The sequence below is a fragment of the Flectobacillus sp. genome, assembly GCF_049240685.1.
Lineage (GTDB): Bacteria > Bacteroidota > Bacteroidia > Cytophagales > Spirosomataceae > Flectobacillus.
Genome location: NZ_JBMLSD010000008.1, coordinates 1 through 4092, shown reverse-complemented (window position 1 = coordinate 4092; position 4092 = coordinate 1). Strand labels below are relative to the sequence as shown.

The window sequence follows — 4092 nt, the reverse complement described above, 5'->3', positions numbered from 1 at the left end:
TAAGCAACAACAGAACTTTATACATCAACAGGGCCTTAGGGCACCTATGGCAGGTAAGGTTCAATGTAAGACCAGAAATAACAATATTTGAGTTACAAAATGGTTAAAAAATCAACTTAGCTTGTCCTATTTTTTTTGATTTCTGATAATGCGCTACATTTATTCTTATCAACTCCAGTATTTGTATAGAAAAAAGAGAGACTGGAAGGCATACTAACGAGTTGTAGGCAAGCAAGACAGACAGCGTTTATTTCAAAAAGAAATCATTATATCTCTTCGCATAGATGACAAGACCCTTTTTATATTCCATCTTGCTAACTATTGGATTAACAACAATATCATGTGATGGCATCCGTCAGACGCGATCTATTAAAGCACAGTATAAAGACATTTATATTGAACAGTTTAAGCTAACTTATTTCCGACAACTACTTATTAAGAGCTATAATAACTCAAATGCAGTTCAGGAACTTATCGGTGCTGACCACAGCGGATTTACAGAGCCAATACTAACGATAGACGACTATAAACTTATCGATAGCTTAACAACAAATGATAATAAATATTTGGTTGTTGACTCTACAGAAGGTGGTAGAAGAGCAGAAGGTGCTCAAGGCAAAAGACCTTTAGGATTTATCTTGAACAAGCAGACAAGTAAGTGGCTGGATAGCTTGGCTAAGAAAAGATTAAAATTAAGTGGCTTGAAAAATAGTTGGGGCAATTGATAGCCTGCCTAGAACAAAGCGCTTAAGAAAATGCGGGGTGAAGGAACTTTTTTTTCCAATAGCAGTTTTTCAATGTAGCTTTTGTAAAGACTGGCCGAGCACTACTCCATGGAAATCTGCCATTTCACAATAAAACATTAATCAAATTAAGTAAGCCAGATAGAAGCAACAAAATTACCCCTCACTTCGCTAAGTCCTCAATAATGTCGGTCATCTAATCCGAACGAAACGAAATCCTTTCAAAACATGAAATTAAATTGTATCCTTTTTTTACTAATAACTTTAAACTCTTATTCCCAAGAAAAAATAATCAAAGGAGTAATAAAAGATGGAGAAAGTAAATTTTTCTTACAATATGCTACTATTGGAATATCAAATAAAAATATAGGAACTGTATCAAATTTTGATGGTAAATTTTCTTTAAAACTCAATGAAAGCATCAATGAAAATGATTTGGTAACATTTTCTTATGTTGGCTATCAAACTAAAACCGTTGCAATTTCAAATCTTAATCTTGTAAACAACGAAATTGAACTGATCCCAGAAAAAAGACAGTTAGAAGAGGTTGTAGTTAAATTTAAAAAATCAAAACCAAAAATACTTGGAAGAAATTCTAAAGGTCTTGGACTCATGCACACTAATTTTTATACTTATGAGGAAAAAGATGTTGATGACCGATTGAGCAAAGAAATCGGAATGAAATTCAAACTACAAAATGATTGTAAAATAAATGATTTAAATTTTAACATAACTACAAATGAATTTAGTTCTCTAAAATTCAGGTTGAATATTTATCAAATAGAAAATGGATTTCCTACAGAACTTATTGTTGAAAAAGATATAATTTTTGAAATCAAAGATGAATTTAAAGGTTGGTTTTATTTAGATTTGAAACCATATGATATTTTATTAGAGAAGCAAAGAGAGAATATTGCAATTACAATTCAATGGGTTGAAAGCAAAAAAGCAAATGAAAAAAGTAAATATTTTTCAATATCAACTGCAATGTCAATATTGGAAACAAGTTTTTTTAGAGAAAAGTCAATGGATAAATGGACTAAAAGTGGTCAAGGTTTAAGTTTTTATTTAAATGCAATCTGTAGATAAAAGTAAATATTCAAAAGCATTGATGCAATAGGTTGCCAGACCGACCTCAATGATTCATGTATGGTAGATGCAATATAGAAATCCTATTAACCTTTTCTGCTAAAAATCCATCAAAAAGTAATACAAGTACATTTCCCAGCTATCTTTGAAATAATATGAACATGAAAGCAAAAGACGGGACGCAAATTCTTCTCAGGAAATTTACTATTTCCGAAGCCAACAACTTATCCATTTATCTGAACCATCTCAGTCCTGAATCAAAACAGCGATTTGGTCCCCATCCATACGATGTCGATTCGATATACACTTTGTTCAACCAATCAGATACCTACGTTGGATAGATTGCGCAAGAGAAAACGCAGGAAAAAATCATATCCTATAGCCTTATTAAACATGGTTATCTGGAGCATGACAAACTTCGCTTGGAGTCATACGGGTTGGAATTGGATAAAGACAGTGATTGTACATTTGCCCCGTCGGTAAGTGACGAATACCAGAACAAGGGAATTGGGAAATTGATGTTTGACTATATTGTTGGCGATTTACAAGCAATCAATAAAAAGCGCATAATTTTATGGGGTGGTGTTCAGGCAACAAATGAAAGTGCATTTGCATTCTATTTAAAGCAAGGGTTTACAGTTTTGGGGCAATTTGAACACAATGGATATAACTATGATATGATATTTGACATTAACTAATAAGAGCCACCGGGCAGAGCAGCAGCAAAACAATTGAAATGCATACCCATCTATCCATCGAGGGTATAAAGATGATAACTAGTTCGCTTGATAACTTATACTATTTTACTTAGATTTGAGTACTACACAATATCTATCCACTATACCTGCGATATTCTGCTTGGCAACCGGGAAAGTATAGCATTTACAAACGAATGATCGGTCTTTGCAGAGCGACACCTCAACCGACCAATAAATAACAAAACCTCCAACCATTTTGACTAAAAAAATTAAAATAGTACAAATTCTAATTCTTACTTTTCTTACACTAACAGTTTGGGGGACATCCTGTAACGGACCAGTTAAAAAAGATTTGCCAAATGAGAAGGAGCATCCAAAATTGATCAAGCAGGCAGGAAATGGCAATCTTTCGTGTATCATTCAGGATAAAGTTGGAAATCTTTGGGTAGGCACCTCAGATAATGGCCTGTATCAATATGATGGAAAATCGTTTAAGCAATTTGGAGTAAAAGATGGGTTAAGCAGTAACGATGTCTATTGCCTTTTGGAAGATACAGCTGGAAAAATTTGGATAGGTACTAAAGCAGGACTTTCCCTTTACGATGGAAAAACATTTACCAACATCCAAATTCCTTTACCCAAAAACCTACCTCCTAACAAGAATCCCCAGTATCAAAACCACTGGGTTTACAGCATGCTACAAGACAGGAAGGGAAAACTATGGTTTGTAACCATAGACGGTGTCTTTACCTACGATGGAAAATCCTTTACATTTTTTAGAATTGATGAAGCTGCCAATGGCTTTTTGACCGATAACGATAAAGTAGAACGTATTTTCGAAGATAAAGAGGGTAATATTTGGCTGGGTGGACGAACCAACGAAGGTGTGTATCGCTATGATGGAAAAACAGTGACCAACCTCCAACCAATTGATCTATTTCAAAATGGACCTACACCAAAAGCGCACAATTGGGGCTGGCCTCAATTGCAAGACAAGAACGGAAATATTTGGTTCAGTAATTGGGGTGGAGCCTATCGGTATGATGGAAATACTTTTACAGGTTTTACAACAAAAGATGGTTTGCCAAGAGAAGTCACTCGAATCATAGAAGACAAAAAAGGAAATCTTTGGTTCGGTGCCGCTGATGGACTTAGACTGTATGATGATAAAACTTTTACCCATTTTAAAGATGGGCTAATCAATCCCTGGATTTGGACAATTTTGGAAGATAAAAATGGAAATATTTGGGTGGGCACGAGAGGTGAAGGTCTTTACCTTTTCGATGGAAAAACATTTATCAATTACACTGAGAATAAGCAGTAGTTTAGAACAGATAAAAACGAAACCCCTTGTAAGGTTTTACTTCAGGCAGGGTGGCGGGCAAACTTGTAAATCTTTGTACGTAAAAGGCGATTTTACCTGACTATCAGCATACAAGAAAAATCAATAAGATTGAAGGTTGTAAAATGCATTCATATAATATTACGAATATATCGTATATTGCATTAGATGACTGAATGAACAGAACTAAAAAAATATTGACAACTGTATTTTTTGGTGT

Annotated in this window: 4 protein-coding genes; all 4 read left to right on the top strand. The window is 34.4% G+C overall.

Features of this window, described 5'->3' with window-relative positions:
- Nucleotides 1-284: 284 nt before the first annotated feature.
- The 4 genes from ACOVQ4_RS00450 (at nucleotide 285) to ACOVQ4_RS00435 (ending at nucleotide 3854) form a co-directional block, all read left to right on the top strand.
- Entirely contained in the window at nucleotides 285-725 is a 441-nt protein-coding gene (locus tag ACOVQ4_RS00450) for a hypothetical protein (protein ID WP_421818709.1), read from the top strand.
- 246 nt (nucleotides 726-971) lie between these two features.
- Nucleotides 972-1832 carry a carboxypeptidase-like regulatory domain-containing protein gene (locus ACOVQ4_RS00445; RefSeq protein ID WP_421818708.1) on the top strand — a complete coding sequence of 287 codons (861 nt, stop codon included), beginning with the start codon at nucleotides 972-974 and terminating at the stop codon, nucleotides 1830-1832.
- 422 nt (nucleotides 1833-2254) lie between these two features.
- Nucleotides 2255-2530 (top strand): GNAT family N-acetyltransferase, encoded by a 276-nt coding sequence (locus tag ACOVQ4_RS00440; protein ID WP_421818707.1) that lies wholly within the window; start codon nucleotides 2255-2257, stop codon nucleotides 2528-2530.
- Nucleotides 2531-2786: 256 nt separating this feature from the next.
- A complete protein-coding gene (locus ACOVQ4_RS00435) occupies nucleotides 2787-3854 on the top strand; it encodes a ligand-binding sensor domain-containing protein (protein ID WP_421818706.1) in 1068 nt (355 codons plus the stop codon).
- Nucleotides 3855-4092: the final 238 nt, after the last annotated feature.